This is a genomic window from Nitrospira japonica, assembly GCF_900169565.1.
Classification (GTDB): Bacteria; Nitrospirota; Nitrospiria; order Nitrospirales; family Nitrospiraceae; genus Nitrospira_C; species Nitrospira_C japonica_A.
This window is the reverse complement of record NZ_LT828648.1, coordinates 3,120,139-3,135,611: the sequence shown is the minus strand read 5'-3', so window position 1 is coordinate 3,135,611 and position 15,473 is coordinate 3,120,139. Positions and strand designations below refer to the sequence as shown.

Annotated in this window: 16 protein-coding genes; 2 read left to right on the top strand and 14 right to left on the bottom strand. The window is 54.5% G+C overall.

What is annotated here, in order from left to right; genetic code table 11:
- Window positions 1-18: 18 nt before the first annotated feature.
- On the bottom strand, window positions 19-564 hold the full coding sequence (locus NSJP_RS14930; RefSeq protein ID WP_080887660.1) for a hypothetical protein: 546 nt from the start codon (window positions 562-564) through the stop codon (window positions 19-21).
- Between the two features lie 194 nt (window positions 565-758).
- Here NSJP_RS14930 and NSJP_RS14925 point away from each other — a divergent pair, with 194 nt between their 5' ends.
- Window positions 759-1,589: an alpha/beta fold hydrolase gene (locus NSJP_RS14925; RefSeq protein ID WP_080887659.1), complete on the top strand. Its 831-nt coding sequence runs from the start codon at window positions 759-761 to the stop codon at window positions 1,587-1,589.
- A gap of 222 nt (window positions 1,590-1,811) precedes the next feature.
- Here NSJP_RS14925 and NSJP_RS14920 read toward each other — a convergent pair whose 3' ends face one another.
- The 9 genes from NSJP_RS14920 to NSJP_RS14875 form a co-directional block, all read right to left on the bottom strand.
- Window positions 1,812-4,211 carry a Tex family protein gene (locus NSJP_RS14920; RefSeq protein WP_080888617.1) on the bottom strand — a complete coding sequence of 800 codons (2,400 nt, stop codon included), beginning with the start codon at window positions 4,209-4,211 and terminating at the stop codon, window positions 1,812-1,814.
- Between the two features lie 276 nt (window positions 4,212-4,487).
- On the bottom strand, window positions 4,488-4,730 hold the full coding sequence (locus tag NSJP_RS14915) for a type II toxin-antitoxin system RelE family toxin (protein WP_080887658.1): 243 nt from the start codon (window positions 4,728-4,730) through the stop codon (window positions 4,488-4,490).
- 216 nt (window positions 4,731-4,946) lie between these two features.
- Window positions 4,947-5,426, bottom strand: coding sequence for a VOC family protein (locus NSJP_RS14910; protein WP_172834367.1), 480 nt, complete (start codon window positions 5,424-5,426; stop codon window positions 4,947-4,949).
- A gap of 123 nt (window positions 5,427-5,549) precedes the next feature.
- Window positions 5,550-5,762, bottom strand: coding sequence for a hypothetical protein (locus NSJP_RS14905; RefSeq protein ID WP_155970274.1), 213 nt, complete (start codon window positions 5,760-5,762; stop codon window positions 5,550-5,552).
- Window positions 5,759-6,256 carry a hypothetical protein gene (locus tag NSJP_RS14900; RefSeq protein ID WP_080887655.1) on the bottom strand — a complete coding sequence of 166 codons (498 nt, stop codon included), beginning with the start codon at window positions 6,254-6,256 and terminating at the stop codon, window positions 5,759-5,761. The genes NSJP_RS14905 and NSJP_RS14900 overlap by 4 nt, the downstream gene beginning before the upstream one ends.
- Window positions 6,257-6,381: 125 nt before the next feature.
- Window positions 6,382-6,609 carry a hypothetical protein gene (locus tag NSJP_RS14895; RefSeq protein ID WP_080887654.1) on the bottom strand — a complete coding sequence of 76 codons (228 nt, stop codon included), beginning with the start codon at window positions 6,607-6,609 and terminating at the stop codon, window positions 6,382-6,384.
- Window positions 6,610-6,912: 303 nt separating this feature from the next.
- Complete coding sequence (locus tag NSJP_RS14890; RefSeq protein WP_080887653.1) at window positions 6,913-7,287, bottom strand: hypothetical protein; 375 nt, start codon at window positions 7,285-7,287, stop codon at window positions 6,913-6,915.
- A 555-nt stretch (window positions 7,288-7,842) separates the two neighbouring features.
- Window positions 7,843-8,058 carry a DUF433 domain-containing protein gene (locus tag NSJP_RS14880; RefSeq protein ID WP_080887652.1) on the bottom strand — a complete coding sequence of 72 codons (216 nt, stop codon included), beginning with the start codon at window positions 8,056-8,058 and terminating at the stop codon, window positions 7,843-7,845.
- Window positions 8,059-8,207: 149 nt separating this feature from the next.
- Window positions 8,208-8,612 carry a PEGA domain-containing protein gene (locus NSJP_RS14875; RefSeq protein WP_172834366.1) on the bottom strand — a complete coding sequence of 135 codons (405 nt, stop codon included), beginning with the start codon at window positions 8,610-8,612 and terminating at the stop codon, window positions 8,208-8,210.
- Between the two features lie 208 nt (window positions 8,613-8,820).
- On the opposite strand from NSJP_RS14875, the gene NSJP_RS14870 reads away from it, so the two are divergent.
- Entirely contained in the window at window positions 8,821-9,246 is a 426-nt protein-coding gene (locus NSJP_RS14870) for a DUF3617 domain-containing protein (RefSeq protein ID WP_080887650.1), read from the top strand.
- 132 nt (window positions 9,247-9,378) lie between these two features.
- Here NSJP_RS14870 and NSJP_RS19635 read toward each other — a convergent pair whose 3' ends face one another.
- From NSJP_RS19635 to NSJP_RS14855, 4 genes are all read right to left on the bottom strand, one after another.
- A complete protein-coding gene (locus NSJP_RS19635; protein ID WP_197685430.1) occupies window positions 9,379-10,185 on the bottom strand; it encodes an nSTAND3 domain-containing NTPase in 807 nt (268 codons plus the stop codon).
- A 21-nt stretch (window positions 10,186-10,206) separates the two neighbouring features.
- Window positions 10,207-10,638, bottom strand: coding sequence for a hypothetical protein (locus tag NSJP_RS19630; RefSeq protein WP_197685429.1), 432 nt, complete (start codon window positions 10,636-10,638; stop codon window positions 10,207-10,209).
- 79 nt (window positions 10,639-10,717) lie between these two features.
- On the bottom strand, window positions 10,718-12,943 hold the full coding sequence (locus NSJP_RS14860; protein ID WP_080887649.1) for an AAA family ATPase: 2,226 nt from the start codon (window positions 12,941-12,943) through the stop codon (window positions 10,718-10,720).
- Window positions 12,940-15,465, bottom strand: a complete 2,526-nt coding sequence (locus NSJP_RS14855; protein WP_080887648.1) for an N-6 DNA methylase — start codon at window positions 15,463-15,465, stop codon at window positions 12,940-12,942. Before NSJP_RS14855 ends, NSJP_RS14860 begins: the two co-directional genes overlap by 4 nt.
- Between the last annotated feature and the right edge of the window lie 8 nt (window positions 15,466-15,473).

Sequence of the window (15,473 nt, the reverse complement as noted above, 5' to 3'; positions counted from 1 at the left end):
TCCCGGCTAACTGACATGTTAGCGCATTCTTGTTACACGGAAGTCGCCTTCAAGCGTCCAGGTGGTACCGTCCGGCTTCAGCGCTTCGCCGGTCCAACGAAACGAATTTGGCATGATGTTCGTGAACATCCAGCGTGTGGGCGTCCCGTCGGAACGAACTCCGAGTTGCACGAAATCCTTGCCACTCCATCGACCGATCTGTTCTTCCCTGTGGTCTCCCGCCGGATTAATCCATGTGATGCGCCAAGCCTGAATTGAGGCATCCCAGACTCGGAGGGTGGTGCCGTACATATTCATGTGCTTGTCCTGATTGGAGGTGCGCTCCGCCACACGGGGCATGATCCACACGTCCTGAATCGCACGACCTTCGAGCGCCCAACCAAAATGAGCCTCACCTTTGAGCCCCTTTGCACTCACATCGGTCGCCCAATACACACGAATATCCAATTCCCAGCTTCCAACGAGCCATCCATATGCGTCCGCTGATTCAGTGATTTCTGGCGAGCGGCCAGGAGCAGCCAAGAAGAGGCTGCGTGCGTCCACTTTCTCTTCACGGTTCGCCATGGGAACCTCCTCAATGGATAGCCATCTAATACTCTGGACTTTGCGATGTAGCGATGCGACTGGGGAAGTGACCAGTCTCTGAAAGCCTATTGAAATTTCAGTGAGCGGAACTCGGAGAAGGCCACATGGTCCCGATTGACACAATATAGATCGAGGCATACCATCCTCATTCGTCTATTGAGTGCTCTACACCGATGCCCAGACAACACATCTCTGGAGGCGGTGGGCTCCGGTTGGCCGTGCACGAATTCGGCCAGCCCGACGGCAGGACCATCCTCCTGATTCCTGGCATCAACCTCTGTTCGCTCGCCTGGCTCAAACAATACCAATCCGCTCTGGCTGAAGAGTTCCGCCTTGTATGCCTCGATCTTCGCGGTCATGGCATGTCGGAAAAGCCGACGGCATCCGACCAGTACGGCCAGCCAACCCTTTGGGCTGACGATATCCACGGCGTCCTCACCACGCTTTCATTGCGCAAGCCAGTGCTTGTGGGCTGGTCGTATGGCGGCTATATCATCAATGATTATCTCGAGAAGTATGGAGAGGGCGGGATCGGTGGGATCAATTACGTCTGTGCTGCTGTGGTCATGGGTCGAGGAACTGGAAGCAGCATGCTCGGTAGCGATTTCATCAACGTCGTCCCTGGTATGTGTTCCGACGATCTCACAGCCAACGTCGAAGCGGTATGCAAGTTCGTGCGGATCATTTTTGCACAACAACCTCCGCAGGATGTTCTAGAAATCTTGATTGCCTGCAGTATGGTGGTGCCGCCGACGGCACGTCTGGGGATGATCTCGCGCAACATCGATCGCGACACGGTCATGAAGGGAATCAGGGTCCCCGTCCTGGTTACGACAGGAGAGAAGGATGCCGTCATCACCCCCGCTCATACGAAACATCTCTTGACCTGTATCTCGCATGCCGAGGTATCGGTGTTTGAGGGAGTTGGACATAGCCCTCAGTTGGAAGATTCGGAGCGTTTCAATCAGGAGTTGACGAGGTTCGCTAGGCAGTATGCAGGCTAAGCACAGTTCGAAGACAGTGTGTTGACAGAAAACTATGGGCTGGCTGGCTTTTCAGTAGTTTGATCCTGTCGTAACATCAGAACAAGTAGCATGTCTGGGAATTTCGTCATTCCCGCGTTCTTCCGATCACCAGAACTCTAGCGCTCATTGCTCAGCTGGCCGACGCCTTCAACAAGATGGGTTCGCCATGCTTAATTTTCAGAACAGCGACTGTACTTATTTTCATCCAGCCTGCTTTGCCTTGGCCCGTGCCAGCGCTTGGGCCAAGGCGCCCATTGGTTGAGCAGAAGGAGCCGCAGAGCCCGATCGTGAGCCGGACATCACGGCCTTGGACGCCTGATGACTCGTCTCACGTGGCGAACGTGGAACAGCGGACGCCTCGTCCAGCCGCATCGTCAATGAGATGCGTTGCCGCTTTGAATCAATCTCCAAGACTTTCACCTTGACGACCTGGCCTGCCTTCACGACTTCGTGCGGATCTTTCACGAACCGATTGGCCAACGCCGAGACATGCACGAGTCCGTCCTGATGCACGCCGACATCGACGAATGCACCGAAGGCAGCCACATTGGTGACGACGCCCTCCAGGATCATGCCGGGCTGAAGGTCGGACAGCGCCTCCACGCCATCTTTGAAGACAGCCGTCTTGAAGATTGGACGCGGATCCCTGCCGGGCTTTTCTAATTCGACCAGGATGTCGCGGACCGTCGGGAGCCCGAACCGCTCATCGATAAAGTCCGCCGCCGAGAGGCCCTGTAAGAGTGACCGTTGCCCCATCAACTCCTGCATCGGTTTGCCAAGCTGGGTCAGAATGCGCTCGACGACCGGATAGGCCTCCGGGTGCACGGCGGACCGATCCAGCGGATTGTCGCCATCGTTGATGCGCAGAAAGCCGGCGGCCTGCTCGAACGTCTTCTCCCCGAGCCGTGGCACGTTGCACAGTGCGCGCCGGTCCCGGAACGCTCCATGGGCATCCCGATACTCGACGATGTTTTTGGCCAATGTCTGGTTCAAGCCGGAGACCCGAGCGAGCAACGGGACCGACGCCGTGTTCACATCCACGCCCACGGCATTGACGCAATCTTCCACCGTCGCATCGAGGGACCGCGCGAGGGCGCGCTGATTGACATCGTGCTGGTACTGGCCGACGCCGATCGACTTCGGTTCGATCTTGACCAGCTCAGCCAGCGGATCTTGGAGCCGGCGCGCGATCGAGACCGCGCCCCTAAGGCTGACGTCCAAGCTGGGAAATTCCGCCGCGGCCAGCGCGGATGCAGAATAGACCGAAGCGCCGGCCTCGCTCACGACGATCTTGGCAAGACGGCCTTCCGACGTCGTCTCAGTGGAGAGCTTCATCAGTTCAGCCGCCAGTTTATCCGTTTCGCGGCTCGCCGTGCCGTTCCCGATTGCGATCAAGTGGACCTGATGCCGATCGACCAATTGCCGCAACGTCGCCAATGATCCCTGCCAGTCGTTCCTGGGCTGATGCGGATAGATCGTCGAGGTCTCGAGCAGTTTTCCCGTCGCATCGACCACTGCCACTTTGCAGCCGGTGCGAATCCCGGGATCGATGCCGAGCACCACTTTTGGACCAGCAGGCGCTGCCAACAGGAGATCATGCAGATTGCGGGCGAATACATGAATGGCTTCGGTCTCAGCTGCTTCGCGCACGCGAAGGAGCAGTTCCGTCGTAAGTTGCAGGTGTACTTTGACCTTCCAGGTCCAGCGGCACACTTCCATGAGCCAGGCGTCGGCGGGGCGGCCCCGCTCTGCGATCCCGACGTGCGTGGCAATCATGGCCGTGCAGGGATGGATTGCCATGGCCTCCGCCGTTTCGTCCAAGGTCAATTCGAGTTTCAGCACGCCGAGGTGCCATCCGCGGAACATCGCCAGCGCGCGGTGCGACGGCACGTTCTTGATCGGCTCCGACGAGGCATAGTAATCGCGAAACTTTTCCTCTTCGGCGAGTTCTTTCCCCGGCACGACGGCCGACGACAGCCTCCCCTCCTCCCACAGGCGCGCACGCAGCTTCGCCAACAGCTCGGCAGTCTCCGCAAAGCGTTGCATCAAGATGTCGCGGGCGCCCTCGAGGGCCGCTTTCGCATCCGGAACCGCGCCGGCGTCGGCACCATCGGTTCCCGACGTCACGCGGACGTACTTAGCGGCTTCCTCAAGAGGATTCCGAGTCGGGTCGGCCAGCAGCGAATCGGCCAGAGGCTCGAGCCCCGCCTCGCGTGCAATATCGGCCTTCGTGCGCCGTTTGGGCTTGTACGGCAGATACACATCTTCGAGCGCCTGCTTCGTGTCTGCCGCTCCGACGGCGGCCCGCAAGGCATCCGTGAGCTTTCCCTGCTCTTCGATGGAGGTCAGGATTGCGGCACGCCGCGCTTCGAGTTCTCGCAGGTAGATCAACCGCTCGTCCAGGTTTCGCAGCGTCGTATCGTCGAGGTTGCCGGTTGCTTCTTTCCGATATCGGGCGATGAAGGGTACGGTCGCGCCTCCGTCCAGCATGGCCACGGTGGATGACACTTGATGTGGCAGGATTTTGAGTTCGGCGGCCAGGACTTGCACGATGTGCTGCGCAGCTGCGTCTGAGAGGGATGAAACGGGCGAAGCGGCCATCTGATCTATTACCGACTTTCCGAACGTCGCTTCGTCAGCGGGCACCATCGCGCGAAGAGACATTCTCGAGGATTGCTGAGACTTGGCGGCGCGCCATGATCACGCGCGACCTGAGCTCGATACGGTGCTGCGGGGCGCACTTTACCAAAACGATTGATTTCAGAAAAGAGGAAAGGCTGGTTGTCCCGCTGCTTCATTCGCAGGGAGCGACAAGCCATCCATTCAACGTAGCTTCCGATAGACCTCTCGTCTATGGCGGATATAGTGAATCGTAATCTAGGCAAACTCGCGGTCGACTTCGTAGACAATGCGATAGTCTCCGACGCGAAGCCGATAGAGCCGTTCCGCACCGTGGAGTTTGATGGATTGAGGGGGAAATGGATCACTCGTTAAGCGATCGATTCGATCGAGAAGGCGGGAAGCTATAGTATGGGGGATGGAGTGAAGATCTCTTTCGACCGATGGCTTGTAACAAAGACTATAAGTGGACACGCCGTCGCAGCCGCTTTCGTATTTCATCAGCGCCGACTAATCCCTCTTGCCGTCGTTCTGCCACCATGGCCAGATCGTGAAGATCTTCCATCAGTTGCGAGTATCGTCTAAGGGATAGAACCACTCCCGTTTTTTTTCCCGCGCGGTTCGTCACGTAACGCTTCTTCGTATGAGTTGTCCTCGACAATCGTTTTGTAAGCATCGATAGTCACCTTCACAAATTACTGGCGTGAGTATACCAGCTCAGGCGCGATCAAAGGCCTCTTTGAGCTTTTTGGCGTCGAGTTTGACCATCTTCCACATGGCTTCGTTCATGGCCTGCTTCTTTTTCTTGTTCTTGCTGGCCTGCCACTTTTCGATTTCGACGGGAAAGACCTGCCAACGGACCCCGAACTTGTCGATCAGCCAGCCGCATTGCACGGGCTTTCCCCCGCCTCGGAGCAGGGCTTTCCAATAGGCGTCGATCTCGCGCTGGTTTTTGCACGGCACGACCATGGAGACGGACTCATTGAACGGCATCTTGCTGAACCCGTTCAACAGCATGATCCGCTGTCCCAACACGGTGATGTCCATGGTCAAGACCGAGCCTTCTTTGACTCTCATCGGATTCGGGCCCCAATACCACGTCTTCCCGATCTTGGTGCCCTTGAAGACGGATTTGTAGAAGTTGGCCATGTCCTCGGCTTTGTCGTTGGACCAGAGGCAGATGTACATTTTAGGCATGTGAGAGTCTCCTAAGAACGGTAATGAGTATGACATCGTGAGGAAGAGAAGAGGCTTGTCGGGAGCCCTTGTTGATTGCGAAAGTTCCCGTCCAGACTACATGTCGCAAGAGAGGTAACCTGTTCAATTGTCTTGCCGCGCGCCGGAGGATAAACGCCCGTCTTGAACCAGACCCAATTCCCAAACACGCACGGATTTGCCTCGGGCGAGCAAGATTGGTGCGGCCATCTGCTGCATCCGGATAACAGCCCGAACTTTTTCTGGGAAGGGCAAGGCCACAAGCTTCTTCCGTCGTTGTTGTTTGGCACGAAACAACGTTTCAATCACGGGTTTCAAGCGGTCCATTCTTTCCACTTCCCTTCCAGTTGATGTCGCCGGAGAATTTCACCGAGATACTCAGAGTCCAGATCGGCTTCTTCTTGCAGAATCCGCACCCGCTCGCGATCCTTCGTCCGCCCCGTCTGGAGGCAAATGGCCACGAGGTGCTCCGCTCCAAGCACTTGTGTGGATGTGGATTCATAGGACATCGTGCGGGCGTTTTGCAAAGCCTCTTCCAGCAGAGCATTGTACGCAGGCAAGAACTGGACAGGGACACCTTCGATCACCACACACTCCCCTTCTTCCGCGTATCCCTTTATACGCAGCGCTTCATAGAGTGGGGCGAGCGTGAGAAGCCCGCCTTTCGTCTCCGGCAACAACACGATGATGTCCAGATCAAAAGTGAGGAGTGGTTCAATGTAAAACATGGCACCCATCGCCCCGCCGATGGCGTAGCGGCTCAAAATGCCATCGCGCTTAAGCTCATTCAGGACTTGGAGTGTCCGTTCCATAGAGAAATCCTATTTTACCGTGTTTCACCGATGGATCATACGCCCACTACGTCCCCCTATCCACTTCGTGCGGAAGAAGCGAGAAACCAAGACTCCCGATCCCTTGTCTTGCGCCGGTAGTCTTATCAGCCGGCGATCTTGAGCCAGACGTAGGGAGTGAAATAAAAGGCGGCGACGGAAAGGATGACGCCAAGTACGGTACCGAACAGGTTCGCGACATAGAGCCCGGCGAACGGCGACAGGAACACCACCAGAATCATGAACAGCGCGATCGACCGGTGGCCTTCATAGAAGACCCGGCGATGGTCACCGGAGAGGGATTCAGAAAAGGAAGGATCCGGGCGGACAGGCATTCCCAAGTATATAAATCCGAAATTCGAAATCCGCAATACGAAACCTTACAGAACACAAGTCTCAAATGCCAAGACTCAAATCCCAAATATCAAAATCCGAAATGCGAGATCCGACCATGGAAAAGAAAACTTAAACACCAAAACTCAAATCCCAAGCGGGAGCGGGAATCCAGGCCTCTTACATGCTGAACGTCGGGCCCGGAGATGTGTGCACCGGCCGTCACTATCTTAAGTAGCCTATCCCTTTTTTCATCCCGACATCTCAACTCCTATATTGAGTTGCAAATGGCTCCGAGGCCCCGGTCAATTGATTCGCTGGAGAACATTGATCGCGAACAGCACGACAGCCGTGCCGATGACCATCGATGCCACGCCGAGCAGCGGCTCGACTGACGTGTTGCCGCGCAGGACCGCGACGAGCAATCCCATACCTACCAGCAAACCAATGTTATGGAGCCAGAATTGGACGGTGGCCAATCGATTCGATCCCGCAGCGGGATAATGGTGGTAGATCAACCCGACCAGCGCCAAGGATGCCCACCCAAGTAAATTGAAATGTGCATGAACAGGCATCAAGAGGTGATTTCCCGACGCACCCATGTAAATGCCAAAGCCGACTCCGATGATGAGGTAAATAACCGCTGCCTTGATCCATAGGACTCCAGGACTCTGTAGCATAGAATCCTCCATGTGGGGTGAGTGGCATTCGAGTGAAGACTGAAACTGAACACATCATTGTGCGGCTTCTCAAATGGGCAGGCTAGTTTTCTAGCCAACATCATCGGTTGCTAACTGATTGGAAAAGTAGCATATCCCCATTTTATCCCATCAGTTTTCGTTCTGCTCATACGATCGTTCGGACTACACATCGCTGGTGTGCGAGCCATGTCACGCCCACTAGTTGAGCAATGGGCCGCTAAGCAGTAACCACCGTCATCTGACTTTTTGGCGCAGTCGGCAGAATCCGATGGAGTTCAGGGAGTAACGCCCGAAGATCTTTTAGACGATTAGTCGGTGCCTGGAGGAGGACGACCGCAATGGCAAATTGCGGAAGGTGCTGTTGGAATGCAACATTGCGATCTACTGTCACAAAAACATCGTATTGTCCCTCCGCCCGCCTCAGGAGATCGCCGTTCTGAACGCCGGACCAGCCAGCCTGAGGGACCGTGACAACCTCATGGCCTTCAATCTAATTGGCCAGTCGACAATCGATACACTCGTCGAGGAGAAGTTTCACGAAGCGACGGGCAACATGCGGGTTTTCGCTTCCTCGAGGAAGGCAATCACTTGCTCACGCGTGACGGTTGGAAATCCCTCGAGAAAATCATCGATGGTCTGTCCCCCCTCCAAATATTCAATGAGAGTCTGGACTGGCACGCGGGTGTCACGGAACACAGGCGTTCCGCCGAGGATATCCGGGCTGGAAGTAATGAGCGAATGACGTATCATGGAAACGTTCCGATCAACGCGATTCTAAGCTCGTCGGCTGTCAAATGCAATTTTCAACCAATTAAGATGGACCAGAATGGACTCAGGGTGGCAAATTCGAAATCCGAAACTAAGGGGAAGAAAAACACAGGTCTGCAGAGAATGTGCGCTTATTCTACTTTCGTTTTCTGTTCCACCAACTGCACGTTGACGTGTTCAGGATCGAGCGTCCAAGCCCCGCCTACGAGAACGTCCACAATGACGCCCGGAATGAGCCAGAGAATATTTCCAAGAATGGTCGCAACGCCATTGAAATCTCGCTTGATCGCAATCCTTGCCGGTTCGTAGCCATCCTTCTCTATCGTGACCGTATGCTCCTCTGCTCGGCGGAGCTCTTCGCTATGAGGCGTCGTGAAGCTGGTGCCATTCTGCAGCTTGACGATCGCACCTGCAGGCGTGGAATCAAAGGAAACCGTTTGTCTGCTGCCATGAATGATGGAGCCGCAGCCGGCCAGTAGCGTACAGAGCGCAAGCCCAACGCACGTCGTCTTCCAAGCGCACATGGCAAAGTTCACGTTCTTCTCCTCTTCTTGATAGTGAAGGCGAGCACTCATTCTTAGCTGGTTTACTGACCGAAGCAAAGAACTTTGTGCATGGCGCGGATGGTGTGAGCCGACCCAGCCTGCGGACCGATCCATTATTGACAGGCGTAGCCGATGAGCAGAATAATTCGGGCCGTGCACTTGAACTGGTGATGGGCACTTAACAGAAAAAAGGAGCTTCATGAAGCTTGCATACATGGCCGTTGTCGCGATGGTATTGGTGGCATCGGCACAAGCAGCGCAGGCGGAATCGTTTCCTCTGCTACCAGGCTACTATGAGGTGGCGGTGAGCGGCGGGCCGAGCTCGGAGATGCGCAACCGCTGTGTGACGGCCGAGCATCTGGCCGATCCGGACAGTGTGTTGAACTACGCCTTCGCCAAAAAGTATCGCCCAGTTCCAGGATTCACCGTGAGCAATCTCTCCGTGCAAGGAGGGAAAATAACCTATGACGTCGAGACCCCCAACTCGACCGTTCATGTAGATGGAATGGTATCGGCCACCCAGTTTGCCGTCAAGCGCCACGCCAAGTCGAAAAAATCCGGAACGGAGATTCCGATTATGACACTTGATGGAAAGAGAACGAGAGACTGCCGCCACGGGGATTGAGGTGGCTCCCAAGCACCAAAATTCAAATCCCAAGAACTGAGACAGAAAAAGGAGACCAAAAAATGGGACAGGCTAGTTTTCTGGCAACTTTGTGAGCTGCCAATTATTGGGAAAAGTAGCCTGTCCCCTTTTTCATCCCTCAAGGCGTTCAAGAGCGTGTGCCTCTGAAGGCTGGAGTTCGACCGGACTTTCCAGATGGCCATTGCGCATGTAGATCAATGCGAGTGCAGCTTTGCTGTCGGTGTCGAGCCCCTGGAGGATGTCTTGAAGAAGTTGCTCGCGCCTTTCAACGAATTGACCGACGTAGTACTGATCAATAAATAAGTCTCTCGTGAAGAGCGGGTCGGCCAGGCGTCGCGCCGTTTCGGGGATGAAACGCGGATGGCTCGCAACGCCTTCGAGGTAAGGCTTGATGTCGACTCGAAACGAGTGCGGCTGCTTTCCGAGCTTGAGATGATTGTAGAGAATCTGCCGTTTTTCATCGGCGGACAAGTCATGAACGTCGATCACAACCTGGCTCTCTTTTAGCAGTGGGAAAGCACTTCCCTTCAGGTCCCTGCGTGCGCGGTTGTAGATGTAGTCGCGCGAGGTCATGACGATCTTCGCTCCTTTGCGGAGCATCGGCCGGATCTGCGGCAAGATGTGGTTCCATCGGTGAACGAGGAAGTCTTCGTACTGGGTGACCCCAAACGCATCGTCCAGCCAGAAGAATTGCGATGGCTCGTCTGGGTTCCAGTGTTCAGCGACCTTGCCGGGATCGTCGAGCTTGAGTGTCGGGGCATTCCACTGGTCGAGTGCAGCCATTGCCAGCAGGGACGCGATGGTCGTCTTACCTGCCGCAGGTTCGCCGATGAGTAACACGAAACTGTGTTTGTTGATCGCGTCGACGGCTCTTCGATAGGCATCGGTGACGACAACTTTGGCAAGGTCTTCGCGCATTGATTCCAGGATGGCTTGAGCCTACAAGTAGGCACGCTCGTCGAGAATCTGGCTCAAATCCCCTAGCCCGTAGACTCGTGGAACGAGCATGCGCAAGCGCTTACTCTCGCGGATTTGCTGATTTATCCAGGTAGAGCCGAACGTAACGACGTGCTTCACACCGACTGCCTTGAAAACGGACTGGATTTTCTCTGCTCCTGTACCCGAAATTTCGGCATTTGTCATGAGCACATAGGAATCACAGAGTCCCCGTGTAACGAGTTTCTTTACCTTTTTCGCCTCATCGAAGAGATCGGATGCCTTTAGAGTGAAGTTGATCTTGCTAGTGAACTTGCACTGGACTACGAACGGGCCGCTGAGATGTTCCTGTCTTGCAGTCTTCCATGTACCTACGAATGCCCCGTCCCTTCCACCATCTCCAGAATCGAGAAACGACTCTACGGTCTGCCCCAAAACTTCCCTTGTGATCGTGAGACACAATTGCTGGAAGCTGCTCCAGCCAAGACTATGCAGACCAAACGCTTCGCGTGCTTTAGAAGTCAACCGATTTCCCTGCAGAGGTATCACCCATCATCATCTTGTAGTGAGCGATATGCTGTGACTTCTCAAAGATTTCTCTGAAGACCCGGAAATATGCTTCTGCCGCCGAATCATCAGACGACACGTATAAGTCATCTAAGGCATGATGAGAACCAGCATTCACCCACGAGAACAAAGACTTGCAGAGCAGCTTGTCTTTTCCCTCAAACATTCCGCAAATACTATCTGGATCAACTCCACCGAGTATTTTGAAGTAGCTCTCAAGGATCCGTCGAAGAGTATTCTGAATTGTGAGATTTGAATAATGCGGACTTCTGACTTCAGCCCAAAGCAAGTCGTAGGATGTTTTGATGGGATTGGTTGTATGTCTGTCTAGCTTTGATAGTTGGCCAGATTTTCGAACTACCCAAAAGGTTTCCTCGCTCATTGCCTTGTCATTACTTCGCTTCGGATTGAAGGTAACCTCTCTGTGGAAATAAGCGTTGTGAGTAAGAACGAACACCTGCTTGGTATGTCCGGTGTTATTGCGGACGTCATCAAACAATCCCTTGATGAGGCTTCCCACGATGAACAGGATGTCACTGTCGAGGCTGGAAACCGGATCGTCGAACACGACGACCCGATCGACAGTCATCCCGCTTTCCGAATTGCTCCCTCTCAGAAGGTGATAGAAGTAGAGAAAAGTGACGAAGTTCTTCTCCCCTTCGCTGAGAGTCGCTTTGGCGTCGGATCCGTCCGGTCGAACCAGTTTGTAGGATGTGCCGTTCGCTGCCTTGGCGAGGTTGAAGCTTTGAAATCCGAAAGAGGACAGCAGGCTGTTGATGGCATCAATGGTTGGCTGAACGCTCGTGGTCTGCTTTTCGAGTTCTCGAATTTGGGCGAATTTCTTCTTCTTGTCTGCTTCGGCAGTTTGAATCTGGTCACTTAAGTTAGAGATGGCTTTGTTCAGACCTTCGCGTCTCGTCTGATATGCAGACAAATCGGTTTTGATCTCTTCCAGCAAGAACTTCCACACTTGCGCTGTCAATGTCTTTTTCTCTTGAGGTAGATTATCAACGGTCTTGTTGTGTTCGGCGATGACGGTATTTGCTGAACTTGCCAGTGCATTGATAGCCTCAGCCATGCTGGCGAGAGTTTCCAGTTCAACAACCTGACTTGCCTCTTTCTTCTTGCCTTCAAGCCGTTGGTTGTTGACAGTGACCTTCGAATCGAGCAGTTCCTTCTCCGCCTTCAGTTTTTCGATGTCGAGAAACTTCGACAGCGATGCAGTGAGCGACGCGAGCTGTTGCTGAACCTGATCGGCGTCAGTTGCGTAATTGGCAACGAGTTCACTGATGGTCTTGGTATCAGCGGCAAACGCCTTGTCGAAGTACTCATTCAGTCCCTGCGCAAACGACTGTTTCGTATCTTGCTGGCAGAATGGACACACTCCATCGTTTTTCTCGTAGAATGGCCGCCCCTGTCGAACCCAATCGCTGTTGCCGAGCTTGTGGATCATCATGGCGATGTCCACATCGTCCTTGCCGATAACTCGTTTTTTCAGGATAGGATTGCCTTCGTGTGCCAAGAGCCTGCTCATATCAATGATGGGGACGGCTGGTTCGGTCGTTGGGGTTGGGCCGAAGATGACTTCCGCTTTCCTCTCCAGCTCTACCTGCAGCAGGAGTGCCGCGTTGTTGGAAGTCGATTCCTGGAGGACTTTGTCCTTGAAGTTCTTAGCATTGTTCCGATAGCCCTCAAAGGCACCTTGTAGCTTTGTGTCGTGCTTCTGCTTCTGCTCCCAGCATTTGTTCTTGAACTCTTCCTCAAGAGACACTAACTCGCCCTTTTTGCCACCCGCGCCATCCACACCCTGTAGGTTCTGAGTCAGATTTTCTATCTTCTTGGTCAACTCATCGAGTTCCTTTTTTGCCACGGAGATTTTCTCCAGCGTATCAACTTGTTTCTCTCCGAGGGTGAACACTCCTTTCAGTTCCACTGACTGATTGAAGTTCCGCTCCACGAAATCGCTGTTGTATACCAGCGTCTCTAACCTTGTCCCTGCCTTCCAGGTTATCTGGCAACCTGGAAAGGCGGCCTCATCGACAATGATGCGGCTAATTGTAGTCTTCCCCGTACCATTCGATCCGAATAGGAAATTGAACTGTGACAAGTCGGCCATTTCTTGGGGTTCGTGGCCATAAGTCGCGACTTGAGTGATCGTGATGGACTCGATCATGGCACACCTTCTTCCGTGTCTTCACCCCAGACGCGATCAAGCGTGGCCTGTATCTTCTTTTCCATGCGAGCTACCAACTCATGGTTGGCATTGACCAGTGCCTGCTCGGCTTCGATCTCGGCCACGATTTTCTCCTGTGTGGCAAGCGGCGGGAGTGGTATTTTCACCTGTTTGAGATGTGATGGCCCGAAGTTTGGCTGAGCTGAACCTGTGATCAGCCTGTCGATCTGCCATTTGAACGAATCGCTATCGAGGAAGAGTTTGATGTAGTCCTGGAGAATCCTGGATTCGTCCCGTGGATGAACACGGATCGTACTCGTGTTCACAATCACAGGATATCCAGGATCTATAAAATGCGCGTTTTTGCCATAGGTGGCGCCGGAGCTTGCCATGATAATGTCGCCATCCTCCACCTGAAAGTGGTGATACTTCTGATCAAACTCCTCCGCAGAAATGAACTTGTCAGAATTTTCTAGGATTACCCGATCCCCAACGATGTTCTTTACATTGAGCAGCTTGATCCCTGCTGAAGTGAACTGCCAGTTGCGGATGCCTGGTCCTTCCTGGAAAAAGACTACTTCGGGAAACTCCACCATAGGCCAATTAGGGTGGATGGGTATGTGGGGGCGGTAGTTGTCGAGGACAGCGCGAGCACCATCGATGACCTTCTGGTAGGCTTCGATATCCGCCACGATTTCCTTCTGTACTTCTAGCGGCGGGAGGGGAATTTCGATCGTCTCGACGTCCGTTTGATTGATACTCGGGTATGCGCCCTTTCCCATCATTCCGACCATCTGATCCAACGCGTGTTCTCCTCTGAGCATTTGGATCAGGAATTGAGGGATCAGCCGATCCGGCTTCGCGCGGAGAACTGAGAATCCTGTCGAGGCTATCGCACGTTCAGGAACGTCTGAGATGATAGTGAATGCTCTTAAATTAGGGCGCACTGTCGAGAGCAACACGTCCTCATTGGCAATAACTCTACGGGCTCGGCTTGGTGCTTCACTTACATTCAGCTTATTCGCTCCAAGGAACTTTCCGGTATCATTCTCGACACAGGAGATATCAATGTAATTGAACCAGCCATCAAACAGCTTCTGGGGATCGGTCTGTGTAGGGTTCACCTCGCAAATCTCGCCAAGCTGCTTGTGGGGATATTGTGCCATCTTCGCGCCATTCTCCCGATACCGCTCCCCACTCAGGTTGTAGTCCCCATTCGAGGCGATCTTCTCCTTCTGTACCAGAAGCCCGAGGGCTGGCTTAAAGCCATCCACCGACACCCGCGCGCACAGGCGGCGCAGGTATTCGATGATCTCGGCGCGGGCTTGAGGCAGGTCATTCTTGCCGATGGGGCGGCGTTGGGCGCCTAGGCCGAAGCCGTCGTTCTCGATCTTGAAGAAAGCGATAGTACCTGTCTGCTTCGCCAAAGCCTTGTCGAGGATGAGGATCGAGGTTTTGACGCCGGAGTAGGGATTGAACACGCCCGCTGGCAACGACACGACGGCAATGAGGTAGTCCTCCACCAGCATCTTGCGCAGTTGCGTGTAGGCGGTCTGGCTCTGAAAGATGACGCCCTCGGGCACGATGATGCCGGCGCGGCCATTCGGAGTCAGATGCTCGGCCATGTAGTCCACGAACAGCACCTCGCTACGCTTGCTCTGAACCGAGAAGCGGTTGTGTGGCTTGATGCCGCCCTTCGGCGACATGAAGGGTGGGTTGGCGAGGATGACGTCTGCATACTCGTTCCAGCGGTCCTGGCTGGTGAGGGTGTCGTACTCGTAAACATGCGGATCGGTGAAGCCGTGCAGGTACAGGTTGACCAGCGACAGGCGCACCATGTCGGGTGAGATGTCGTAGCCCTTGAAGTTGACGGCCAGCCGTCCGCGCTCATCTGGAGTGAGGGTGCTGTGGCCGTCCTTGTCGGTGTTGGTCTTGAGGATGTGCTTGTACGACGAGATCAGAAAGCCAGCCGTGCCGCAGGCCGGGTCAAGAACGGTCTCGTGCTTTTTCGGGGCGATGATGGCGACGATGAAATCGATGATGTGCCGCGGCGTGCGGAATTGTCCCGCATCGCCCTGGCTGCCCAGGACGGACAGCAAGTATTCGAAGGCATCTCCGAGCCGTTCGGAATGGTCATACTCGAATTCATCGATGACTTTCAGGAAGGCCTTGAGGGTTTCTGGGTCACGATAGGGCAAGAACGCGTTCTTAAAGATCTCACGGAAGAGGAGGGGGATGCCGGGATTCTCCGGCATTTTGGTAACCGCCTCCGCATAGAGTGCCAAGGTTTCATGACCGCCCAACCCTGAACGCATGAGCTTGGCCCAGCCGTACCGCGCGAAGTCGCCGCTAAAGAACTTCCTCTTGCCGCCGAGCACCTCAGCCTCGGCATCCATGTCGTCCATGAACTTGTAGATGAGGGCGATGGTGATCTGTTCGACCTGGGATTTTGGATCAGGCACCTTCCCCACGAGAATGTCACGAGCGGTGTCGATGCGACGCTTGGTGTCGATGTCGAGCATGTCGTCCT